At 68.7% G+C, this 20292-nt stretch carries 21 protein-coding genes and 1 pseudogene; 14 read left to right on the top strand and 8 right to left on the bottom strand.

Annotated elements, in window-relative coordinates:
* Genes fabZ through ACE3P2_RS00445 form a run of 6 tightly spaced genes read left to right on the top strand, consistent with a single transcriptional unit; the run spans position 1 to position 4196 of the window.
* A complete protein-coding gene (gene fabZ, locus ACE3P2_RS00470) occupies positions 1-435 on the top strand; it encodes a 3-hydroxyacyl-ACP dehydratase FabZ (protein WP_374259798.1) in 435 nt (144 codons plus the stop codon).
* Positions 432-1205 (top strand): acyl-ACP--UDP-N-acetylglucosamine O-acyltransferase, encoded by a 774-nt coding sequence (lpxA, locus tag ACE3P2_RS00465; RefSeq protein ID WP_374259620.1) that lies wholly within the window; start codon positions 432-434, stop codon positions 1203-1205. The genes fabZ and lpxA overlap by 4 nt, the downstream gene beginning before the upstream one ends.
* A gap of 3 nt (positions 1206-1208) precedes the next feature.
* A complete protein-coding gene (gene lpxB / locus ACE3P2_RS00460) occupies positions 1209-2357 on the top strand; it encodes a lipid-A-disaccharide synthase (protein WP_374259618.1) in 1149 nt (382 codons plus the stop codon).
* Positions 2357-2953 carry a ribonuclease HII gene (gene rnhB / locus ACE3P2_RS00455; protein ID WP_374259616.1) on the top strand — a complete coding sequence of 199 codons (597 nt, stop codon included), beginning with the start codon at positions 2357-2359 and terminating at the stop codon, positions 2951-2953. Before lpxB ends, rnhB begins: the two co-directional genes overlap by 1 nt.
* Positions 2950-3405, top strand: a complete 456-nt coding sequence (locus ACE3P2_RS00450; protein ID WP_374259613.1) for a CopD family protein — start codon at positions 2950-2952, stop codon at positions 3403-3405. The genes rnhB and ACE3P2_RS00450 overlap by 4 nt, the downstream gene beginning before the upstream one ends.
* Before the next feature lie 2 nt (positions 3406-3407).
* Positions 3408-4196 carry a TrmH family RNA methyltransferase gene (locus ACE3P2_RS00445; RefSeq protein WP_374259611.1) on the top strand — a complete coding sequence of 263 codons (789 nt, stop codon included), beginning with the start codon at positions 3408-3410 and terminating at the stop codon, positions 4194-4196.
* Here ACE3P2_RS00445 and bioD read toward each other — a convergent pair.
* The 7 genes from bioD to ppk1 all read right to left on the bottom strand — a co-directional run bounded on the left by bioD (position 4185) and on the right by ppk1 (position 12479).
* Positions 4185-4853, bottom strand: coding sequence for a dethiobiotin synthase (gene bioD, locus ACE3P2_RS00440; RefSeq protein WP_374259609.1), 669 nt, complete (start codon positions 4851-4853; stop codon positions 4185-4187). The two genes, ACE3P2_RS00445 and bioD, sit on opposite strands and share 12 nt — an antisense overlap.
* An 8-nt stretch (positions 4854-4861) precedes the next feature.
* Positions 4862-5638: a malonyl-ACP O-methyltransferase BioC gene (bioC, locus tag ACE3P2_RS00435; protein WP_374259607.1), complete on the bottom strand. Its 777-nt coding sequence runs from the start codon at positions 5636-5638 to the stop codon at positions 4862-4864.
* A complete protein-coding gene (locus ACE3P2_RS00430; protein ID WP_374259604.1) occupies positions 5631-6365 on the bottom strand; it encodes an alpha/beta fold hydrolase in 735 nt (244 codons plus the stop codon). Before ACE3P2_RS00430 ends, bioC begins: the two co-directional genes overlap by 8 nt.
* Entirely contained in the window at positions 6362-7546 is a 1185-nt protein-coding gene (gene bioF, locus ACE3P2_RS00425) for an 8-amino-7-oxononanoate synthase (protein WP_374259601.1), read from the bottom strand. The genes ACE3P2_RS00430 and bioF overlap by 4 nt, the downstream gene beginning before the upstream one ends.
* Positions 7539-8873, bottom strand: a complete 1335-nt coding sequence (locus ACE3P2_RS00420) for an adenosylmethionine--8-amino-7-oxononanoate transaminase (protein ID WP_374259598.1) — start codon at positions 8871-8873, stop codon at positions 7539-7541. The genes bioF and ACE3P2_RS00420 overlap by 8 nt, the downstream gene beginning before the upstream one ends.
* 85 nt (positions 8874-8958) lie before the next feature.
* Positions 8959-10278, bottom strand: a complete 1320-nt coding sequence (locus tag ACE3P2_RS00415) for a hypothetical protein (protein ID WP_374259595.1) — start codon at positions 10276-10278, stop codon at positions 8959-8961.
* Between the two features lie 113 nt (positions 10279-10391).
* Positions 10392-12479 carry a polyphosphate kinase 1 gene (ppk1, locus tag ACE3P2_RS00410; RefSeq protein WP_374259594.1) on the bottom strand — a complete coding sequence of 696 codons (2088 nt, stop codon included), beginning with the start codon at positions 12477-12479 and terminating at the stop codon, positions 10392-10394.
* Positions 12480-12650: 171 nt separating this feature from the next.
* Between ppk1 and ppx the strand changes: the two genes are divergently transcribed.
* The 7 genes from ppx to ACE3P2_RS00375 are packed head-to-tail and all read left to right on the top strand — an operon-like array spanning position 12651 to position 19368.
* Entirely contained in the window at positions 12651-14162 is a 1512-nt protein-coding gene (gene ppx, locus ACE3P2_RS00405) for an exopolyphosphatase (RefSeq protein ID WP_374259592.1), read from the top strand.
* Positions 14163-14172: 10 nt separating this feature from the next.
* A complete protein-coding gene (locus ACE3P2_RS00400) occupies positions 14173-15294 on the top strand; it encodes an ABC transporter permease (RefSeq protein WP_374259590.1) in 1122 nt (373 codons plus the stop codon).
* Positions 15295-15299: 5 nt separating this feature from the next.
* On the top strand, positions 15300-16073 hold the full coding sequence (locus ACE3P2_RS00395) for an ABC transporter ATP-binding protein (RefSeq protein WP_374259588.1): 774 nt from the start codon (positions 15300-15302) through the stop codon (positions 16071-16073).
* The gene (locus ACE3P2_RS00390) at positions 16073-17026 is read left to right on the top strand and encodes an MlaD family protein (RefSeq protein WP_374259585.1); all 954 of its coding nucleotides are present in this window, start codon (positions 16073-16075) and stop codon (positions 17024-17026) included. Before ACE3P2_RS00395 ends, ACE3P2_RS00390 begins: the two co-directional genes overlap by 1 nt.
* A 23-nt stretch (positions 17027-17049) precedes the next feature.
* A complete protein-coding gene (locus ACE3P2_RS00385) occupies positions 17050-17679 on the top strand; it encodes an ABC-type transport auxiliary lipoprotein family protein (protein ID WP_374259583.1) in 630 nt (209 codons plus the stop codon).
* A 58-nt stretch (positions 17680-17737) separates the two neighbouring features.
* Entirely contained in the window at positions 17738-18538 is an 801-nt protein-coding gene (locus tag ACE3P2_RS00380) for an enoyl-CoA hydratase (RefSeq protein ID WP_374259580.1), read from the top strand.
* A gap of 32 nt (positions 18539-18570) precedes the next feature.
* Positions 18571-19368, top strand: coding sequence for a TatD family hydrolase (locus ACE3P2_RS00375; protein WP_374259794.1), 798 nt, complete (start codon positions 18571-18573; stop codon positions 19366-19368).
* Here ACE3P2_RS00375 and ACE3P2_RS00370 read toward each other — a convergent pair.
* Positions 19337-19918, bottom strand: a complete 582-nt coding sequence (locus tag ACE3P2_RS00370; RefSeq protein WP_374259578.1) for a TetR/AcrR family transcriptional regulator — start codon at positions 19916-19918, stop codon at positions 19337-19339. The two genes, ACE3P2_RS00375 and ACE3P2_RS00370, sit on opposite strands and share 32 nt — an antisense overlap.
* Before the next feature lie 224 nt (positions 19919-20142).
* Here ACE3P2_RS00370 and ACE3P2_RS00365 point away from each other — a divergent pair.
* Positions 20143-20292, top strand: a pseudogene (locus ACE3P2_RS00365) (electron transfer flavoprotein subunit beta/FixA family protein); the annotation flags it as partial.

Genomic DNA, 20292 nt, shown 5'->3' with positions numbered 1-20292 from the left:
ATCATCGACATCAACGAAATCAAGAAATACATTCCCCACCGCTACCCGTTCCTGCTGGTGGACCGCATCCTCGAACTCGAAGAGGGCAAGCGTGTCGTCGGCCTGAAGAACGTCACGGTGAACGAGCCGTTCTTCCCCGGTCACTTTCCTCACAGCCCGGTGATGCCCGGCGTGCTGATCATCGAGGCGTTGGCGCAGGCTGCTGCCGTCCTGGCCTTCAAGACCGAGGGTACGGTGCCCGACGAGGATGCGATGGTGTATTTCGCGTCGGTTGATAACGTGCGCTTCAAGCGTCCGGTGGTGCCTGGCGATCAGCTGATCCTGGAGGCGGAGATCGTCCGCACCATCCGTAACATCTGGAAATTCAAAGGCGTCGCCAAGGTCGCTGGCGAAGTGGCCACCGAAGCCGAATTCATGTGCGCGATCAAGCGATGACGATCCACCCGAGTGCCATCGTTCATCCTGGTGCGCGCCTTGCCGAAGGTGTGCAGGTCGGCGCCTATTCGATCATCGGCGAGCACGTCGAGATCGGTGAGGGCACGGTGATCGGCCCGCATGTCGTCGTCGAGGGGCACACCCGAATCGGCCGGGACAACCGCATCTTCCAGTTCTGCTCGATTGGTTCGGAGCCCCAGGACAAGAAATACGCCGCCGAGCCGACGCGGCTGGAGATCGGCGACCGCAACACGATTCGCGAGTTTTGCAGTTTCAGCACCGGCACGGTGCAGGACGGCGGCCTGACCCGCGTCGGCAACGACAACTGGATCATGGCCTATGTGCATGTGGCGCACGACTGCAGTGTCGGCCACAACACGATCTTCGCCAACAACGCGACGCTCGCCGGTCACGTCACGGTTGGCGACTGGGCGATCCTTGGCGGCTTCACCGGCGTGCACCAGTTCGTGCGTGTCGGTGCTCACAGTTTCTGCGGTGTCGGCACCGTCCTGCTGCAGGATCTGCCGCCTTTCGTCACCGTGTCGGGCAATCCCGCTTCCCCCCACGGCATCAACAGCGAGGGGCTCAAGCGCCGCGGGTTCAGTGCCGAAGGCATCGCCGCAATCAAGCGGGCCTACAAGACGCTGTACCGGAGCGGTCTGTCGCTCGATGAGGCGCGTCGCCAGATTGCCGAAGCAGCCGAGGCGGCGCCCGAGTTGCAACAGTTCTCCGACTTCATCGCCGACTCCGGGCGTGGCCTCGTTCGCTGATCCATGGTTGTTCGCATCGCCATGGTGGCTGGCGAGGCGTCCAGCGACCTCCTCGCCAGCCACCTGATCCGGGCGCTCAAGCGCCACCTCCCCGATGTCGAGTTCTTCGGCATCGGCGGCCCCAAGATGCAGGCCGAAGGCTTCAAGGCTTGGTGGCCGGCCGAAAAGCTCGCGGTTCACGGTTACGTGGATGCGCTCAAGCATTATCGTGAGTTGTCCGGCATCCGCAGCACCTTGCTCAAGCGCTTGCTTGCCGATCGGCCTGCCGCATTCATCGGCGTCGATGCGCCCGATTTCAGTCTGTGGTTGGAGCGGCGCCTGAAGGACAAGGGCGTCCCGGCGATTCATTTCGTCAGCCCTTCGATCTGGGCCTGGCGGCGGGGGCGTCTCAAGGGCATTGCGCGCTCGGTGAGCCACATGTTGTGCCTGTTTCCGTTCGAGCCGGAGCTGTACCGTGCTGCTGGCGTGCCGGTCAGCTATGTCGGCCATCCACTTGCCGACGTCTTCCCGCTCGTGCCCGACCGCGCCGGTGCGCGCGAAATGCTGCAGATCAGCGGCGAAGGTCCGGTGTTCGCCTTCCTGCCCGGCAGCCGGCAATCCGAGCTGCGCAATCTCGCCGACACTTACATTGCAACCGCAGCGCTGCTTCACGAGCGTCACCCGGAAGCGCGTTTCCTGGTGCCCCTGGCAACCCGCGAGACGCGCCAGTTGTTCGAGGAAGCGCTGCGCCGACATGCCAATCTCGATCTGCCGATTCGCATCCTGTTCGGGCACGCCAACGACGCAATGATCGCCGCCGACGTGGTGCTGGTGGCAAGTGGGACCGCCACGCTCGAGGCCGCACTGCTCAAGCGGCCGATGGTCATCACCTACAAGATCGGCAAGTGGTCGTATCGCCTCATGAAGCGGATGGCGTACCTGCCGTGGGTCGGGCTGCCCAACGTGCTGGCGAACCGCGAAGTAGTGCCCGAGGTGCTGCAGGATGCCGCCACGCCGCAGGCCCTGGCCGACGCGCTCGATGGCTGGTTGACCGACAAGACCCGCGCCGACGCCCTTGAAAAGATATTCACCGACATGCATCTGCAGCTTCGTCAGGACACGGCCACCAAGGCTGCAGCGGCGATCCTGCCCTATCTTCGCGGGTCGCGCTGATGGAACTGGTGTGTGGCGTCGACGAGGCGGGGCGTGGCCCGCTCTGTGGTCCGGTGATGGCGGCGGCGGTGATCCTCGATCCCGCCCGGCCCATTGCCGGATTGGCCGATTCCAAGAAGCTGAGTGAGAAGCGCCGTGATGCGCTGGCCGTCGAGATCCGCGACAAGGCCTTGGCCTGGTGCGTCGCCGAGGCCAGCGTTGCCGAAATCGATCGTCTCAATATCCTCCACGCCTCGATGCTCGCGATGCAGCGGGCGGTGGCCGGGCTGGCCCGGGTGCCGACGCGGGTGCTGGTCGATGGCAACCGTTGCCCACACCTCGACCTGCCTTGCGAAGCGGTGGTGAAGGGCGACGCGCTGGTGGCCGAAATCTCCGCCGCGTCGATTCTCGCCAAGACTGCCCGCGACGCGCGCTTGCGCGAACTCGACGTTCGCTATCCGCAGTACGGCCTCGCGGCTCACAAGGGCTACCCGACGGCTGCCCACCTGGCGGCGCTGCGCGCCCACGGCGCCTGCGAGATCTACCGTACGAGCTTCGGGCCGGTGCGCGACGTGATCGCCAACCCCCCCCTGTGGACCGACGAGGATTGCCGATGAAACTTCATCACCTGTTGCTGTGTGTGCATCTGCTCGGCGTGATCGTGTGGGTCGGCGGAATGAGTTTTGCCCATCTGTGCCTGCGTCCGGCCGCGCTCGCGCTGGCGCCGGCCGAGCGGCTGAGTCTGTGGCAGCGGGTTTTCGCGCGCTTTTTCCCGATCGTCTGGGTGGCCATCGCGGCGATCGTCGGGTCGGGATTCGCGATGCTGCTCGAAGTGGGTTTCGCTCAGGCGCCCCGGTCGTGGCACGCGATGGCCGCCATCGGGCTGGTGATGGCGGCGATCTTCGCCAGCATCTGGTTCGGCCCGTGGCGTGCGCTGCAGCGGGCGGTGACCGCCGAGAGCTGGGCCCAGGGTGCCAAGGCGCTCGGCGAGATTCGTCAGCGGGTCGGTCTGAATCTGGCGCTCGGTGCGCTGACGGTGCTGTTGGCCACCCTCGGCCTGGCTTTCTGAGCATGAAGCAGATCAGTTCCCGCGACAATCCGACGGTCAAGCACCTGCACGCCCTCGCCACTTCGGCGCGGACGCGCAGGTCGAGCGGCGAGACGCTCCTCGACGGTGCCCATCTGCTGGGTGTGGCGCTGGCGCGTGGTGTGCGACCGAGCCGTGTGGTGGTGAGCGAGAGTGGGCGTATGCAGCCCGAGATCGCGAGTCTGCTGGCCGCCTGTCCAACTGAAATCTGCCTCGAATTGCCCGATCGTCTGTTTGCCCACGTGAGCCCGGTGGATGCGCCGAGCGGCGTGCTGGCGCTGCTTCCGGTGCCGCCGGCGCCGGCGCCGATGGCGCTGGATGCCGACTGCGTGGTGCTCGACGCGGTCCAGGACCCGGGCAACCTGGGCACGATCCTGCGCACGGCGGCGGCGGTGGGCGTGGCGGACGTGCTCCTCACGCCGGGCTGCGCGCAGGCGTGGTCGCCGCGGGTGCTGCGGGCGGCGATGGGGGCCCACTTCGGCTTGCGCCTCCACGAAGGCGTCGAGGCGGCGTCGGCCCTGGCCGGTTACGGCGGGGCGATCCTCGCGGCCGATCTGCGCGAGGCAGTCGAGCTCTACGACCTCGACCTGCGCGGGCCGGTGGCCTGGCTGATGGGGTCCGAAGGGCAGGGGCTGTCGCCCGCGGTGGCGGCCCTGGCGACGCGGCGAGTGGTGATTCCGATGCCGGGCGGCATGGAGTCGCTCAATGTGGGGGTGGCTGCTGGCGTCTGCCTGTTCGAGCAGCTTCGCCAGCGACGGCCGTCAGTCCGGTAGGCGGACGTCGGCCGCAGCCGCGGCGGCATTGCCGTCGGGCTGGAAGCGCACCACCCCGAGCAGCGGCGCGGGCACCCGCGCCACCAGGGCGTCGAGATTCTGCTCGAAGCGCAGCATGGACGGATCGACCTGATTGGCGATCCAGCCGACGAGCTGCAGCCCGCGGGCGGCAACCGCTTCGGCGGTGAGCAGGGCATGATTGATGCAGCCGAGGCGCATCCCGACCACCAGAATCACCGGCAGACCGAGGTCGCGGGCCAGGTCGGCGCTGTCGTAGTCGTCGCCGAGGGGCACGCGAAAGCCGCCCACACCTTCCACCAGTACCACGTCGGCCTGGCTGCGCAGCGCCGCGAAGGCATCGAGGATCTTGTGCGGATCGATGCGGATGTCCTCCTCGGCGGCGGCGATGTGCGGTGCAATCGGGCTGGCGAGGCAGTAGGGGTTGAGCAGGGCGAGGCCCGGATCGAAGCTGCCGGCGGCGCGGATGCGGGCAGCGTCCTCATTGATGAATTCTGCATTCACCATTTCGGCGCCGGCCGCGATGGGCTTCATGCCGACGGCGCGGTGGCCGCGGGCGCGGGCGGCGTGGAGGAGGGTGCAGGTGACAAAGGTCTTGCCGATCTCGGTATCGGTGCCAGTGATGAAGAAGGCGCTCATTTCGGTTTTCAGGTCTTTTCGGCGATGAGCCAGAGGGTGTCGTAGGACGCAGGCAGGCCGTTGGCGCCCCGGTGGGCTTCGTAGGCGGTGGCGAGGCGGCCCCAGGCGGATTTGGTCAGGGGGGTCCGTCGGGCCGCGCCGGTCTGGTGGGCGCCGAGGGTCTTGATGTCGCCGAGCAGGGTGCGCAGGTCGGGTGCCCAGGCGCGCAGGGTGTCGCGTTCGCGGGCGACGATGCGCAGGCCGGCCGATTCGGCGGCGGCGGCAATGGTGTCGGGGGATTCGAAGCGCAGCACGTGATCGTCGTCGTCTACCTGGCGGAAGGCGTCGCGCAGTTCGCCCAGTGTGCCGGGGCCGAGGGTGGCGAGCCATAGCTGGCCGCCGGGGGCGAGGGCACGGGCGAGCTCGGGCAGGGCGTGACGGGGATTGCACCACTGCAGGGCGTAGCTGGACCACAGAGCGTCGAGGCTGGCGGTGGCGAAGGGCAGGTGTTCGAGGTCGGCGCAGACCGGCTGGGCGAGGCCCGGCGGGTGGCGGCGCAGCATCGCTGGCGCGAAGTCGAGGGCCAGCAGGGTTGCAGCGGGAAAGGCGTGGGCGAGGCCCGGCAGGGCATAGCCGGTGCCGCAGCCGGCGTCGAGAATGCGCTGGGGCGCGTGGGCGTGGGCGGTGGCGAGGCTCAGCAGCCGGTCGCAGGCGGCGCGCTGAACGCGTGCGACGGCGTCGTAGCGGTCGGCGGCCTTGTCGAAGGCGGCGCGCACGGCGCGCTTGGGGGCGGGTGCGTCAGTCACGGATGAAGCTTTCGAGCAGCGTGGCGCAGTCGGCCGGGCGCGACAGGAAGGGCGCGTGGCCGCTGTGCTGGAAGACGGTGAGGCGGCCGTCGGGCAGGGTGTCGGCCAGCCATTCGGCGGCGGCGACGGGCATCAGGGTGTCGGCGCTGCCGTGGAGCACCCGGGTCGGCTGGCGGATGCCGGCGACGAGGGCGCGCTGATCGGTGTCGGCGAGCAGGCGCAGGCCGCAGGCGAGGGCGGGCTGGTGCGCCGCGTCGGCGGGCGTGAGTGCGGTGCCGAGGGCGGCGACGACGTCGCGGCGGGCGCTGTCGCCGAGGGCCTGCAGCGCGACGAAGCGTTTTTGCACGGCGGCGGGGTCGAGGTCGAACTGCCGGCGGAATTCGCCGAGGGTGTCGGCCGGCATCGCGCAGGGCCAGTCGTCGGCCTGGACGAAGCGCGGGCTGGCGCCGATCAGCACGAGTCGGGCGATGGCATCGGGTGCGCGGGCGGCCAGATGGAGGGCAAGCTGCGCGCCGAGGGACCAGCCGACAACGGTGGCGCCGTCGGGGATGTGGGGGCGCAGGGCGTCGGCCCAGTCGGCGAGGCTGTCGCCCGCCGGCGCGGCGCTGCCGTGGCCGGGGAGATCAAGCGGGACGACCGGGAGGGCGGGGTCGAGCCGGGCGCGCAGTGGCGCCCACACGGCCGACGATAGCCCCCAGCCGTGCAGCAGGACCAGCGGGGTGCTCATCGGGACGTCGCTTCCAGGCGGTTGAGGGTGGCGACGAGGCGGTCCACCTGATCGACGGTGTGGGCGGCCGACAGGGTGATGCGCAGCCGCGCGGCGCCCTTGGGTACGGTGGGCGGACGGATTGCCGGCACCCACAGGCCTTCGGCGTCGAGGGCGCGGGAGACGGCGAGGGTTTCGTGGTTGTCGCCGATCACCACCGGCTGGATCGGCGTGTCGGACGGCAGGCGCTGCCAGCGGGTGAGATGCAGACCGGCCTTGAAGCGTTCGATGAGCGCGCCGAGGTGGGTGCGGCGGTCGTCGCAGTGTTCGATGAGGTCGAGCGCGGTGAGCAGGGTGTGGGCGAGCAGCGGCGGTGCGCCGGTGGTGAAGATGTAGCTGCGGCAGGTGCTGAGCAGCCACTGGATCACGTCGCGCTGTCCGGCGACGAAGGCACCCGCAACGCCGGCGGCCTTGCCGAGGGTGCCCATGTAGAGGAGACGGGGCGACGCGAGCCCGAAATGGGCCAGGCTGCCCCGCCCTTGCGGGCCGAGCACACCGAAGCCGTGGGCGTCGTCCACCAGCAGCCAGGCCTGGTGGGCCTCGGCGAGGGCGAGGAGTTCGGGAAGCGGGGCGATGTCGCCGTCCATGCTGAAGACGGCGTCGGTGACGATGAGTTTGCGCGGGGCCGTCGAGGCGGCGAGGCGGGCCTCGAGGGCGGCCAGATCGCAGTGGGGGTAGCGGATGAGCTCGGCGCGGGAGAGCAGGGCGCCATCCACCAGCGACGCGTGGTTGACCTTGTCGGCGAAGATGGCGTCGCCACGGCCGACGAGGGCCGGCATGACGCCGATGTTGGCCATGTAGCCGGTACAGAAGTAGAGCGCGTCGTCCATGCCGACGAAGGCGGCGAGGCGGGCCTCCAGTGCGTCATGGGCGGCGTAATGGCCGCTGACCAGGTGCGAGGCGCCCGAGCCGACGCCCCAGCGCCGGGTGCCGGCGATGGCGGCGTCGGCGAGGGCGGGCTCGGCGGCGAGGCCGAGGTAGTCGTTGGCGCAGAAGGCGACGAGCGGCTCTGGCCGGTCGGCCAGGCGGGTGTCGGGGGCGCAGGCGGTGGTGACGACGCGGCGGCGTCGGCGCAGCCCGGCCGTGTCGAGGTCGGCGAGGCGGGTGCGCAGTTCGTGGAGCGGGTCGGGACGATCAGCCAAGCGCAACCTCCAGGGCTTCGGCACAGCGGCCGGCGAGGTGCGCGATTTCGGCGTCGGACAGGATGTACGGCGGCATGGTGTAAACGGTTTGTCCGATCGGCCGCAGGAGGAGTTCCCGTTCGAGGGCCGCGGTGAAGAAGCGGCGGGCGAAGCCGGCAGGGGCGTCGGCCACGTCGAACGCGAGGATCATGCCGCGCTGGCGCAGGTGACGCACGGCCGGGTGGGCGCCGACGGTGGCCTGGAAAGCCGCGCCGAGACGTTCGGCCTTGGTGCGGTTGACGGCGAGCACGTCGTCCTGCTCGAAGATGTCGAGCGTTGCCAGCGCGGCGCGGCAGGCCAGCGGGTTGCCGGTGTAGCTGTGGGAATGCAGGAACCCGCGGGCGGTGTCGTCGTCGTAGAAGGCGGCGAAAATGTCGTCGGTGGACAGGACGATGGACAGCGGCAGGTAGCCGCCGGAAATGCCCTTGGAAAGACAGATGAAATCCGGCCAGATGCCGGCCTGCTCGCAGGCGAAGAAGGTGCCGGTGCGACCGCAGCCGACGGCGATCTCGTCGGCCACCAGATGCACCCGGTGGCGGGTGCAGATCTCGCGGGCGAGGCGCAGGTATTCCGGGTCGTACATCACCATGCCGGAGGCGCACTGGATGAGCGGCTCGACGATCAGCGCGGCGGTTTCATGGGCGTGTGCGGCGAGGTGGGCGTCGAGGGCGGCGGCGGCGCGGCGGGCGACGTCAGCGGCGGTTTCGCCGGGTGCGGCATTGCGGGCGTCGGGGCTGGGCACGCAGGTGCCGGGGCGCACCAGCGGGGCGTAGGCATCGCGGAAGATGGCCACATCCGTGACGGCCAGGGCGCCGACGGTTTCGCCGTGATAGCTGCCGGCCAGGCTGACGAAGCGGTTCTTGCCGGGCTCGCCGTGGTTGCGCCAGTAGTGGGCGCTCATCTTGAGGGCGATCTCGGTGGCCGAGGCGCCGTCGGAGGCGTAGAAGGCGTGGCCCAGATGATGGCCGGTGAGGGCGGCGAGGCGCTCGGAGAGTTCGACCACCGGCTCGTGGGTGAAGCCGGCGAGCATCACGTGCTCGAGCTGGTCGAGCTGGGCCTTGAGGGCGGCGCCGATGCGCGGGTTGGCGTGGCCGAACAGGTTGACCCACCAGGAGCTGATGCCGTCCAGGTAGCGGCGGCCGTCCATGTCGTAGAGCCAGGCACCCTGCCCGCGTTTGACCGGCACCAGTGGCAGGTGCTCGTGGTGCTTCATCTGGGTGCACGGGTGCCAGACGGCGGCGAGGGAGCGGCCGAGGAGTTCGGCGTTCGAGGGGGCGGAGGGTGACATGGGGCGGCTTCAGAAGGACGAAGTGGAGCAGGCCCGCAGGCGCTGCTCCACTTTTTGCTGCGGTTGCGGTGCTGTGTCGGCGGGATCAGTAAGCGTAGCCGCTGCTGCCGCCGACGCCGACGGACGTGTAGGTGGCGTTGCCGCGGGTGACGCTGTACATGGTCTGGGCCGGCGCGGTGTTGGTCGCGGGCGGAGCCCAGCTGGTCAGGCTGTCGGCGAAGAAGATCGCGCCGCCGCCGCCGACGGCGGTGAAGCGGCCGTCGTAGGAGCCGGCCACGGCGTACAGCGGGGTGCTGCCGAGGTCGGCCTGCTGGGTCCAGGTGGTGCCGTCGCTGCTGGTGACGAGGGCGCCGCCGGTGGCACCGGTGCCCACCGCGGCGAGGGTGTAGGGCGACGAGCCGCTGACGCTGACGCCGCGCAGGTCGACGCAACCGGGCAGGCTGGCGGCGACGGTGGTCCAGGTGGTGGCATCGGTGCTGGTGAGGATCTTGCAGCCGGCGCCGACGGCGACCCACAGGCCGGAGGGCGAGTAGGCGACGCCGTAGAGGTTGGGTGTGCCGGCCGGGATACTACCGGCAGGGCTCCAGCTCTGGCCGTCGGTGGAGGTGAGGATGCGGCCGTTGTCGCCGACGGCGACGACGGTGCCGCCGTTGCTGGCGAGCGCGTTGAGCCCGTCGGTGCGGGCGTCCGAGGCGCTGCCGGCGCTCCAGCTGTCGGCGGTGGTGGCGTACCAGGCCTTGCCGGCGGTGCCGACGGCGATGTACTTGCCCAGCGTGTAGATGACCGCGTTGAGCTGGCCGCCGAGGGTGGCCTTGGCTTCCCAGGTCAGCGGGTCGGTGCTGGGGTAGGCGTCGGTGCTGCGGAACACGATGCCGCCGTCGCCGACCGCGAGGTAGCGGGCGGAGTTGTCGCTGCTGTCGGTACCAAGGGTGACGCCGCGCAGGGTGGGGGCGCCGGCGAAGCTGCCACCGGTCTTCCAGGCGTTGCCCGACGGCCGAGGGGTGACGGACAGGACGGCGGTGAGCGGCCCGCCGTCGCCGCCGTCGTTACGGCCGTTGACGGCGAAGTAGTAGGGGGTGCCGTTGGTGAGGCCGGTCGCGATGTACGGCGAGCCGATGCCCTTGTCGTTACCGTATCCGACCTTGCTCACCGCGCCGGTGAGTTTGCTCCATTCCTTGACGCTGGCGAAGCTCACGCTCGGCGCGTAGAAGAGCCAGTACTGAACGCCACCTTCCGCCGTCCATGAAACGGTGGCCTGGCCGTCGCCTTCGACGACCCGGAAGTTTGCCGGTGCGCCAGCGGAACTGCCGCCACCGCCACCGCAGGCGGAGACGAGGGCTGCGGCGAGCAGGCTGGCAACGGCGCCGGACGCGGCGCGGGAGAGGCGGAAGCGGGACGGAAGCATGGGAGTGGCCATCGATGAACGGATCGAGCCGGGATTCTACAACAGCATCGCGCTCTGGCCGCCCCTCCGTGCGCCGGGCCGTACGAGGAGGGGCGCCGCCGCCGCACGGGCACTCAGCTGCCGCTGTAGCCGGTGAGTTCCTTCAGCAGGATTTCCTGGGCGGCTCGGCGGGTGGTGCGGGGATTCTTGCGGCGATAGTGGTTTTCGGCATCGAGTTCCCAGGCCTGGCAGTTGTCGCCGAGGTAGGGACGCAGGCCTTCCTTCATTACACGCCGTTTCACTTTCGGGTCGAGGATCGGGAAGCCGACCTCGATGCGCTTGAAGAAGTTGCGCTCCATCCAGTCGGCGCTGGAGAGGTAGAGCTTTTCGGCACCGTCGGCGAGGAAGTAGAAGATGCGGTGGTGCTCGAGGAAGCGGCCGACGACCGAGCGCACGCGGATGTTCTCGGACAGGCCCGGCACGCCCGGTTTGAGGGCGCACACGCTGCGGGCGATGATGTCGATCTCGACGCCGGCCTGGGAGGCTTCATAGAGCGCCTCGATGGTTTCCGGTTCGAGCAGGGCATTGACCTTGACGATGATGCGCCCCTTGCGTCCGGCACGGGCGATCTCGGCCTCGTCGCGAATCGCGGCGACGACGTTGGGCTGCAGCGTGAAGGGCGCCTGCCACAGGTGCTTGAGCTTGCCGGCCTGACCCAGTCCGGTGAGCTGCTTGAACACTTCGGCCACATCGGTGCCGATCTCGTCGTTGGCGGTGAGCAGGCCGAAGTCGGTGTAGAAGCGGGTCGTGCGGGGGTGGTAGTTGCCGGTGCCGAGGTGGGCGTAGCGGCGCAGGACGCCGTTCTCGCGGCGCACCAGGAGCAGCATCTTGGCGTGGGTCTTGTAGCCGAACACGCCGTACACCACATGGGCGCCGACTTCCTCGAGACGGGCGGCCCAGCTGATGTTGGCTTCCTCGTCGAAGCGCGCCATCAGCTCCAGCACCACGGTGACTTCCTTGCCCTTCTGGGCTGCGCGGACGAGGTGTTCCATCAGCACGGAATCGGTGCCGGTGCGGTACACCGTCATCTTCACCGACACCACGTCCGGATCGTCGGCGGCGGCCTTGAGCAGTTCGATGACCGGCTCGAAGCTCTGGAACGGGTGGTGCAGCAGGATGTCGTTGCGGCGGATCGCGGCGAAGATGTTCTCGCGCTTGTCGAGCCCCTTGGGGCGGGCCGGTTGGTAGGGGCGATATTTGAGGTCGGGTCGGTCGACCCAGTCGGGTACCTGGTTGAGGCGCACCGGGTTGACCATGCCGGGCACGCGATAGACGTCGGCGGCGTCGAGCCCGAACTGCTTCATCAGGAAGGTGGCCATCGCCTCGGAGCAGTTGTCGGCCAGTTCCAGGCGCACGGCGTCGCCGAAGTGGCGCTGCTGCAGTTCGCCCTTGAGGGTGGCGCGCAGATCCTTCACTTCCTCTTCGTCGACGAACATGTCTGAATTGCGGGTCACGCGGAACTGGTAGCAGCCCAGCACCGTCATGCCCTCGAAGAGCTCGCCCACGTGGGCGTGGAGCAGCGAGGACAGGAACACGAAACCGTGCTCGACGCCGGTAAGGGCCTTCGGTACGCGGATGACGCGCGGCAGCGCGCGCGGCGCCTGGACGATGGCGGCGCCGGAGTTGCGCCCGAAGGCGTCGCGGCCTTCCAGTTCGACGGCGAAGTTGAGGCTCTTGTTGAGCACCCGCGGGAAGGGATGGGCCGGGTCGAGCCCGATCGGGGTGAGCACCGGCATCACCTCGCGCAGGAAATAGTCGCGCGCCCACAGGTGCTGGGCGTCGGTCCAGACGCTGCGGCGCAGGAACACGATGCCTTCTTCGGCCAGGGCCGGCAGCAGCGTGTTGTTGAGCAGGGCGTACTGCTCGTCGATGAGGCTGTGCACCTCCTGGCTGATGCGCGCGTGGAGCAGGGCTGGGGTGAGGCCGTCGGTGGTCAGCGCGAGGCTGCCCAGGCGCAGTTGCTCCTTGACGCCGGCGACGCGCACCTCGAAGAATTCGTCGAGGTTGCTCGACACGATGCACAGGAAGCGCAGCCGCTCGAGCAGCGGCACCGCCGGGTCGGCCGCCTGGGCCAGCACGCGGCGCTGGAACTGCAGCAAGGAGAGCTCGCGGTTGATGAAGTGGTCGCTGCTGAACTGGCGGTCGGTGGCGGGGCGATGCATGGGCTCTCCTGTCGAATCTTCCAATGTAATGCGAAGTATGTGAAGTTTCTGTTACAGATAAATGAAGTTCGATGTCCCGAGTGCCCGGGTCGAGCGCGGCAGTGGAAGCGGCGGCCGCGGGTGCTAGAATTTCGGGCTTCCGCGCTGCGAGGCGCAGTTTCTGCCTGATTCATGAATCGTGAATTGATCGCCGCCATCGACCTGGGTTCCAACAGTTTCCGCCTGCAGATCGGGCGGATCGTGAATGACCAGATCTATCCCCTCGATGGCATCAAGGAGGCGGTGCGGCTTGCCGCCGGCCTGTCCCCCGACCGCATGCTCGACGCCGCCGCGCAGTTTCGCGGCATCAGCGCGCTGCGCTGTTTCAACGAGCGCATCCGCGACTATCCGCCCGAGGCGGTCCGCGCGGTGGCTACCAACACGCTGCGGGTGGCCAAGAACGCGCCGCACTTCCTGATCCAGGCCGAAGCGGCCCTCGGTTTTCCGATCGAGGTCATCGCCGGCCGTGAGGAGGCTCGCCTGATCTACGTCGGCGTCGCCCACACCTTGCCCAATCCCCACAAGCAGCAGCTGGTGGTGGATATCGGCGGCGGCTCCACGGAATTCGTCATCGGCAAGAGCTTCAAGCCGATCGCTCTCGAATCGCTGTACATGGGTTGTGTCAGCTACTCGCTGAAGTTTTTCCCGGACGGGCGGATCGACAAACGCGGGATGCGCGACGCCGAGCTCACCGCCCAGAAGGAAATCCAGACCATCTCCCACGCCTATCGCGAGATCGGCTGGGATGAGGCGGTCGGCTCCAGTGGATCGGCCAAGGCGCTGGTCGACATCCTCGAACTCAACGGCCTGTCGGACGGCGGCATCACCCGTAGCGGCCTCGAGCGTCTGCGCACCCTGATGCTCAAGGCGGGCAGCGTCGACAATCTGCAGCTCGAAGGCCTCCGCCCGGATCGCCTGCCGGTGCTCACCGGCGGTTTCGCGATCATGTGGGCGGTGTTCCAGGAGTTCGGCCTTGAGCGGATGACGTTCTCGGAGGGCGCGCTGCGCCTGGGTGTGCTCTACGACCTGCTCGGACGCTACCACCACCACGATTTGCGCGACGCCACGGTGTCCGCCTTCGTCGAGCGCTACGGCGTCGATCTCGCCCACGCCCGCCAGGTCACCGAAACCGCCCGGGCCTTCCTGCTGCAGCTCGACCCGTCCGCCGCCGACGAGGAGAACATGGACCGGCGCTTCCTCGAATGGGCGGCGATGCTTCACGAGGTCGGCGTCTCGGTGGCCCATTCGAGCTACCACAAGCACAGCGCCTACATCCTGGGCAACGCCGACATGCCGGGCTTCTCGCGGATGGACCAGGGGCGCCTCGCGCGCATGGTGCTGGCCCACCGTGGCAAGCTGTCGCGCGTCGGCTCGCTCGGTCCGGACAGCCCCGAGTGGCGCCTGATCCTGTGCCTGCGCCTGTCGGCGGTGGTGCATCGGGCCCGCGACGGCCGCGGTGTGCCGCCCCTGCGCCTGAAGCGCGAAGGCCGCGGTTACGTGGCCGTGGCCGACGGCGAATGGCTGCGCGATCTGCCGCTCACCGCGTCGGTGCTCGACGAGGAGGAGCGCCAGTGGCAGGCCATCGGTCTGCCGCTCAAGGTGCGGGTCGAGCGCGCGGCCTCCCGCAGCCCGGCGGCGTCCTGACCGTCCGACGATGGCGCCGGACGCCCGACCGCAGCCGGCGCTGTGCCACGACGGCGCGACGGCCACGCTCTCGGGCGACTGGACCCTGCGCAGCCTGAGTCCGGTCCTGGCGGCGCTGCGTCGTCAGCTCGCCGACGTGCCCGACTCCGCGGCGTGGGATCTGTCCGCCGTCACCCGTCTCGACAGTTTCGGCGCGCTGCTGCTGTGGCGTCGCTGGGGCCGTCGGCGTCCGGTCGCGCTGCGGCTGCCGCCCGCCCTGGAATCCATCTTCCAGCGCCTGGCCGCGTTGGGGGATGCCAGCGTTCCCGCCGAAGCGCCGTACCGCTTCCTGGACGCCACCGCCCACCTGGGCGGGTTGCTGATCGGCTTCGGCCGGCATTTCGTCGCCTTCGTGGCCCTGGTCGGGCAACTGCTCCTCGATCTGGTCTACCTGTTTCGCGGCCGCGGGCGCTGGCCGTGGCTGGAGATGTCGGCCAACTTCTTCAAGGTGGGCGTCAAGGCGATGCCGGTGACCGGCCTGGTGGGTTTCCTGATCGGGGTGGTGATGTCTTACCTGTCGGCGCTGCAGCTGCGCGCCTTCGGGGCCGACGTGTTCATCGTCAATATTCTTGGCCTGGGCATCGTCCGGGAGCTTGGGCCGGTGCTGGTGTCGGTGCTGGTGGCGGGCCGCTCGGGCTCGGCGATGACCGCCCAGCTCGGGGTGATGCGCGTCACCGAGGAAGTGGACGCCCTCACCACGATGGGCATCTCGCGCTACGTGCGCCTGGTGCTGCCCAAGGTGGTGGCGCTGACCCTGGCGATGCCCCTGCTCACCTTGTGGGGCTCGGCGGTGGCGATCTTCGGCGGCATGGTGTCGGCCAACCTCCAGCTCGACATGAGCTACGACTACTTCCTCAATGCGCTGCCCAAGGCGGTTCCGCTGGCCAACGTCGTGCTCGGGCTGGCAAAGGGCGCGGTGTTCGGCCTGATGATCGCGCTGGTGGCCTGCCATTTCGGGCTGCGCGTCAAGCCCAACACCGAGAGCCTGTCCGCCAACACCACGGCGTCGGTGGTCACGTCGATCACCGTGGTGATCCTGGTGGATGCGGTGTTCGCGGTTGCCACCCGCGGCATCGGCCTGCCTTACCGCTGAACGCCATGAGCCATCCCGTCGAACTCAAGGGGCTGTCGACCCGCTTCGGCAACACCTGGGTCCACCGCCGCATCGACCTGGTGGTGCCGGCGGGCGAGGTGGTGGCGCTGGTCGGCGGGTCGGGCAGCGGCAAGACCACGCTGCTGCGCCAGATGGTGGGCCTCCTGCAGCCCGCCGAGGGCGAGGTGCGCCTGTTCGACGAACCCTTGTTCGCCGGCAGCCGTGCCGAGCAGCAGGCGCGGCGGCGACGTTTTGGCATGTTGTTCCAGCATGGGGCGCTGTTCTCGGCGCTCAACGTGTTCGCCAACGTGGCCTTTCCGCTGCGCGAATTCGGGCTCGACGACGACGAATTGGTCAACGATCTTGTCCTTTTGAAGCTGGCGATGGTCGAGCTCGGCCCCGAGGTGGCGCTGCGCATGCCGGCGGAGCTCTCCGGCGGGATGGTCAAGCGCGTCGCGCTGGCGCGCGCGCTGGCCCTCGAACCCGAGCTGCTGCTCCTCGACGAGCCCACCGCCGGCCTCGACCCGGATCGCAGCGCCGGCTTCGTGCGGCTGATCCGCGCGCTGCACAAGGCGCTCGGGCTCACGGTGATCCTCGTCACCCACGACCTGGACACCCTGGCCGCGCTGGCCACCCGCGTCGCCGTGCTGTCCGAAGGGCGTATACTGGCCTATGGACCCCTCGACGAGATCATGACGGTGCAGGACCCCTTCATCGAACGCTTCTTCCACAGCGAGCGCAGCCAAGCCGCGCTGGCCCGCGGGCGGGCGGAGCGCTGATGGAAAGCCGTTCCCACGCCATTGCCGCGGGTCTGTTCGCGATCGTCCTGGGCATCGGTCTGGTGATCGTCTTGTGGTGGTTTTCCGATCGTCGCGAGACCACCCGCGACGTGGTGCTGGTGAGCGCAGGCAGCGTCAATGGCCTCAATCCCCAGGCCACGGTGCGCTACCGCGGCATCATCGCCGGCAAGGTCGCCGGCATCGACCTCGACCCCGCCGATCCACGCAACCTGCTGGTCACGGCGCGCATCCGTGCCGATCTGCCGGTCACCCGCGGCACCCGCGCGCGTCTGGCCAGCCAGGGGGTGACGGGCCTGGCCTTCATCGCCCTCGACGACGCCGGCGACGATCCCACGCCGCTGCTCGGGGAGGGCGGTGGCCCACCGCGGCTGCGCCTGGCTCCGGGCCTGGTGGACGAGGCAGCCGATGCTTCGGTGCAGACCTTGAAACAGGTCCGCGAACTCAGCGCCCGCCTCACCGCGCTCGCCTCGCCCGACAACCTCGCGCGCATCGAGCGCACGCTGACGAATCTCGAATCTTCCAGCCGTGGCCTCGACCGCACGCTCAAGGAGGCGCCGCAGACCCTCGCCGCGGTGCGCCAGATCGCCAGCCCGGACAATCTCGCGCGGATTCGCCGTTCCCTCGACAACGTCGAGCGCCTGAGCGCCGAAGCGGTGCCGCTGGCCCGCGACGGCCGCAACCTCGTTGCCCGCCTGCAGAGCGTCGGCGAAAAGATCGACAGCCTCGCCGGCACCACCGGCGAGGGGCTCGCCACCAGCACGTTGCCGCGTCTCAACGTGCTGCTGCAGGAGCTCACCACCACCTCGCGCCAGCTTTCCGACCTACTCGACGAGATCGACGACTCCCCGCAACTCCTGCTCCTCGGCCGCCGCAAGCCGCCGCCCGGACCCGGCGAAGCCGGCTTCGGTGCGACGCCCGGCGCGGCCCACTGAGGCGCTTCAACCGGAATCCGGCGATGCTGCGCACGCTCTTCATCCGACTTAGCCCGGCGCTGCTCGCGGTGCCGTTGCTGCTGGCCTGCAACAGCGTGCCCAAGGCCGCGCCCGGCTACGCGGTGCACGATTTCGGGCCCCTCGACGGCCCGCCGCCGCGGGTACTGGGTTTCGCGCTGCGCAGCACCGAGGTCGTGCCCGCGCCGTGGCTTGCCTCGACGGCGATGAGCTACCGGCTCCTGTACGGGCAGCCGACGCGCCGCCAGGTCTTCGTCGAAAGCCGCTGGGCCGCCCAGCCCGCGCAGCTCGTCGAACTGGCGGTCAAGCGTGCGATGCGCAACGCCGAAACGGCCACGCCCATCACGGGTTGCCGGCTGCGTATCGACCTCGACGAGTTCGCCCAGGTCTTCACGTCCGAGGCGGCCAGCGAAGGTGTGCTCGAGGCCAGGGCGCACCTGCTCGCGCCGCGCAGCGACCAGCTCATCGCCTCGCGCAGCTTCAGCATCGCCCGGCCGGCGCCGTCGGCCAACGCGGTCGGCGGGGTGGCCGCGTTACGGGCGGGCGTATTCGAATTGAACCGCGAACTGCTCGACTGGCTCGAAGCCCTCGACGCAGACGCGGCCAGCCGGCTGCGGGCCCGCTGCAGCGCCTGAACCATTCCACGACCGGCAGGAGAAAGTGCCGGCGCTTTCACAACCAGGAGGAGAACCCATGAACGCTGTCGTTCAACCCAACACCGAACCCATGCTGCTGCGCGAGGACGCCGATGGCGTCGCCACCCTCACGTTGAACCGTCCCGGCCAGTTCAATGCCCTGTCCCAGGCCATGCTCGAGGCCCTGCTTTCCGAACTGCAGGCGATCGCCGCCGACAAGTCGGTGCGCGTCGTCGTGCTGGCGGGCGCCGGCAAGGCCTTCTGTGCCGGCCACGACCTCAAGGAAATGCGCGGCAACCACACCAAGGCTTTCCAGCAGGCGCTGTTCCGCCTGTGCGGCAAGGTGATGATGCAGATCGTCGCGATGCCCCAGCCCGTCATCGCCCGCATCCACGGCATTGCCACCGCGGCCGGCTGCCAGTTGGTGTCGATGTGCGATCTGGCGGTGGCGTCGGACGTGGCCCGCTTTGCGGTGTCGGGCATCAACGTCGGGCTGTTCTGCGCCACGCCGAGCGTCGGCCTGTCGCGCAACATGGGCCGCAAGCAGGCGTTCGAGATGCTGGTCACCGGCGATTTCATCGACGCCGCCGAGGCGCGTCAGCGCGGGCTGGTCAATCGCGTCGTGCCGCTCGAATCGCTCGACGACGAGGTGGCGAAGCTCGCCGCGTCGATTTGCGCCAAGTCGCCGGTGGCGATCGCGATGGGCAAGCAGATGTTCTACAGCCAGCTCGAGATGGGCCTCGACGCCGCCTACCAGCAGGCCGCAGAAGTCATGGCCTGCAACATGATGTGCGACGACGCAGCCGAAGGCATCGACGCCTTCATGGCCAAGCGCAAACCGGTGTGGACCGGCAAGTAAGCCTCGGGCATGGCACACCGCCCTGGCCGGCCGTGCTGATCGACACCCACTGTCACCTCGACGCCGCCGAGTTCGACCCCGATCGCGAGGCCGTACTGGCGGCGGCGCGGGAGGCAGGGGTCGGCGGCTTCCTGGTGCCGGCGGTGGAGGTCGGTAATTTCGATGCGGTTGCCGCGCTGTCCGCCCGGCATCCCGATTGCCGTCACGCCTACGGCATCCATCCGATGTACGTGCGGCGTGCCGAGGAGGGCGACCTGGACATCCTGCGGGAGCGTCTGGCCGAGGGGGCTGCGGTGGCGGTGGGCGAGATCGGCCTAGACGGTTTCGTGGCCGATGGCGATCTGCCCCGGCAGCGCCTTTACTTCGAGGCCCAGTTGCGGCTGGCGCGAAGCTTCGATCTGCCCGTCGTGCTGCACATTCGCCGCGCCCAGGACGAGATTCTCAAGTTCCTGCGCCGTCTGCCGGTGCGCGGCGGTATCGCCCACGCCTTCAACGGCAGCCGTCAGCAGGCCGAGACGTTCATCAAGCTGGGTTTCAAGCTCGGCTTCGGCGGCGCGATGACCTACGAAGGTTCGCGACGCATACGCGAGCTGGCGGCGAGTCTGCCGCTCGAATCGATCGTGCTCGAGACCGACGCGCCGGACATTCCCCCGACGTGGGGCGCGGGGCAACGCAACGCGCCGGACAATCTGCCTCGCTTCGCCGAGGTGCTGGCGGGGTTGCGTGGCATGCCGGTGGAAGAACTGATCGCCGCGACCGGCGCCAATGCGCGCGTCGCGATTCCCGGCCTGGCGTCGCTCAGGCCGGTGGCACCTTGCTGCGGGCGATGATGTGGCGGATGTCGGCCTTCATGTCGGAGAGCCGGGCATCGAAACTGTCGCAGTTCATCATCGAGATGCCGAACACGTAGGCGTAGAGCAGCACGCTGCGCGTGGAGGCCTCGTGCATCGGCAGGCCGCAGGCCAGGAACAAGTCGCGGGCGCAGGTGAGGCGGGCGTTGTCGACCTCCTCGACGATGCGTTCGGCCGCAGGATCGCGTCGGGCCCAGTCGCGCATTGCCAGCTCGATGCGGATGCCTTTGTTGCTGCGGCTGGTGCTGTAGATGTCGATGACATGGAAAAGCTGATCCTCGGCATGACCCGGCTCGAGCCGCGTCTGCTTGATGATGTCGCGGATGCGCCCGCTCTTCCAGGTCTCGAGGACGGCGTCGAGAAGATCCTGGCGATCCTTGAAATGCCAGTAGAAACTGCCCTTGGTGACGTGCAGCCGTCTGGCCAGCGTCTCCACGCGAACGCCGCCCAGCCCTTCGTCGGCGAGGGTGTCGAGGGCAGCCTGGATCCAGGCTTCGCGGTCGAGCTGGGCGCGGGGTGTCTTTTCCATACGCAGTAGTATTGACGCTTATGTGTCCATACGCTACCGTACGGAAAGTGACAAGGCAAGGCTTGCTGTGAGAAGCTGCTTGTCCTTGCTCCATGTGGAGCGGATAGGCGCCGCGGCGATGCCGGATTGTCTGAAGAGAGGTTTGCCGATGTGCAGGGCGGGAACTCGCCCGCCGTCGCAGTGCCGAAATGGTGGAGAACTTCAAAAATGGAAGGAGCGCTGCATTGAAGATTCTGGTACCCGTTAAACGCGTGGTCGACTACAACGTGAAGGTCCGCGTGAAGAGCGACGGTTCGGGCGTGGACATCGCCAACGTCAAGATGTCGATGAACCCCTTCGACGAGATCGCGGTGGAAGAAGCGGTGCGCCTGAAG

Origin of the sequence: Zoogloea sp. (assembly GCF_041911615.1) — a bacterium.
GTDB lineage: Bacteria > Pseudomonadota > Gammaproteobacteria > Burkholderiales > Rhodocyclaceae > Zoogloea.
Note: the sequence above shows the minus strand (reverse complement) of the source record. Positions and strands in the feature narration are given on the sequence as shown.